This is a genomic window from Inquilinus sp., from assembly GCF_057815775.1.
Map to the genome: position 1 here is coordinate 1 of NZ_JBYRFX010000960.1, position 1,802 is coordinate 1,802.

Genomic DNA, 1,802 nt, shown 5'->3' on the forward strand with positions numbered 1-1,802 from the left:
TGATGGTGCGCGTCAGCACCGACTTGCCGGCACCGGACGGACCGACGAAACCCAGAATCTCGCCGCGCTTCACGTCGAGATTGAGCCCGTCCAAAATCTTGGTCGAACCGAACTGCACCGAGATGTCGCGCACCCGGATGATGGGATCGGTAATTTCAGTGGCCATCGTCACATTCCGATCGACGCGAAGAAGATCGCGAACACGCCGTCCATCACGATGACGAAGAAGATCCCCTTCACCACCGATGAGGTGGTGTGTTGCCCGAGCGATTCCGCGCTGCCCTGCACCGCGAGGCCTTCGACGCAGGCGACGATGCCGATTACCGCCGCCATCACCGGCGCCTTGATGATGCCGACGGTGAAATGATCGATCGAGATGGCGTCGCGCAGCCGCAGCAGGAAGGCCTCGGGCTCGACGCCGCCATAGAGCCAGGCCACCAGCCCGCCGCCGTAAAGTGCGGCCATCGCGCCCAGAAACGCCAGGATCGGCAGCGCCAGCACCAGCGCCAGCATCCGCGGCAGGATCAGGACCTCGATCGGGTCGAAACCCATGGTGCGCAGCGCGTCGATCTCCTCGCGCATCTTCATCGAACCGAGTTCGGCGGTGTAGGCCGAGCCCGAGCGGCCCGCCACCATGATCGCCACCAGCAGCACGCCGATCTCGCGCAACACCAGCACGCCCAGCATGTCGACCACGAAGATGTCGGCGCCGAACTTGCGGAAATGGAAGATGCCTTGCTGCGAGATGATGCAGCCGATCAAAAACGTGATCAGCACCACGATCGGCACCGCGCGCCAGCACACCTGCTCCAGATGATGGATGGTCGAGGTCAGACGGAAACCGCGGGGCCGAATGAGAACGTGGGCGGCGGCGGCGAGCACCGCACCCAGCATCTCGATCAAGCCGACCAACGTGCCGCCGACGCCGGCCACGCTGCGGCCGATCTGTTCCAGCATGCCCGTGATCGTCACCCCATCGGTGTCGACGACCGGCTCGGCCTTCACCCGGCGGACCTCGTCGACCAGGCTCGAATAATTGGCCGAGAGCCCGGCGATCTGGATCTCGACGCCACCCTGGGTCAGGCTTCGCCGCAGCCGCTCGATCAGCCAGGCGCCGAACGTGTCGAGCTTCGACACCTGGGAGGCGTCGATGAAGATGTTGGGCCGGGTGCCGCCGAGTTTCTCGGCCTCAGTGACCATTCGTTCCAGCACCGGCGCAAAGCGGGCCGTCCACGAGCCGGCCGCGCACAGCGCCAGCCCGTTGCCCCTGGCTATCCGCTCCAATGTCGGGTCGCCGCTCACGATGCCCACCCCTCGGCCGCTACGCTACCGATGCAAAACACTTCGGTTCCGCACGCCGTACTGCCTTGTCGAATCTGTCCCTAACCAGCCATAGTTGGTAGCGGCGGGCAAGCTTGCGGTTCAGAAAATTGCAGATTTTGAAATGACTTCCAGCCTATCTCGAAAGCTTGCCGTCAGCATCGAACGCTGGCCGATTGCAGGCGCCTTCACCATCAGCCGGGGCGCCAAGACCGAGGCCGTCACCGTTGTCGCCACCGTCAGCCATGACGGCCAGACCGGCCGCGGCGAATGCGTGCCCTACCCTCGTTATGGCGAGACGCCGGAGGCAACACTTGAAGCCCTTAACGCGATGCAGGAACCGCTTGCGAGGGGACTGGACCGCACCGCCCTGCAGCGGGCGATGCCCGCAGGCGCCGCCCGCAACGCGCTGGATTGCGCATTGTTGGATCTCGAGGCCAAGAACGCCGGGCAACGGGCCTGGACCCTGCTCGGCCGGCCGG

General features: G+C 65.0%; 2 protein-coding genes and 1 pseudogene. 1 reads left to right on the forward strand and 2 read right to left on the reverse strand.

Going from position 1 to position 1,802, the window contains the following annotated elements; genetic code table 11:
- Together AC3XYG_RS34540 and AC3XYG_RS34545 are read right to left on the reverse strand one after the other, a co-directional pair.
- A partial coding sequence (locus AC3XYG_RS34540) for an ATP-binding cassette domain-containing protein (RefSeq protein WP_489144423.1) occupies positions 1 to 166 on the reverse strand: 166 nt, incomplete at its 3' end.
- A 2-nt stretch (positions 167 to 168) separates the two neighbouring features.
- Positions 169 to 1,302, reverse strand: a complete 1,134-nt coding sequence (locus tag AC3XYG_RS34545) for an ABC transporter permease (RefSeq protein ID WP_489144422.1) — start codon at positions 1,300 to 1,302, stop codon at positions 169 to 171.
- A 94-nt stretch (positions 1,303 to 1,396) separates the two neighbouring features.
- On the opposite strand from AC3XYG_RS34545, the pseudogene AC3XYG_RS34550 reads away from it, so the two are divergent.
- A pseudogene (locus tag AC3XYG_RS34550) lies at positions 1,397 to 1,802 on the forward strand (hypothetical protein); the annotation flags it as partial.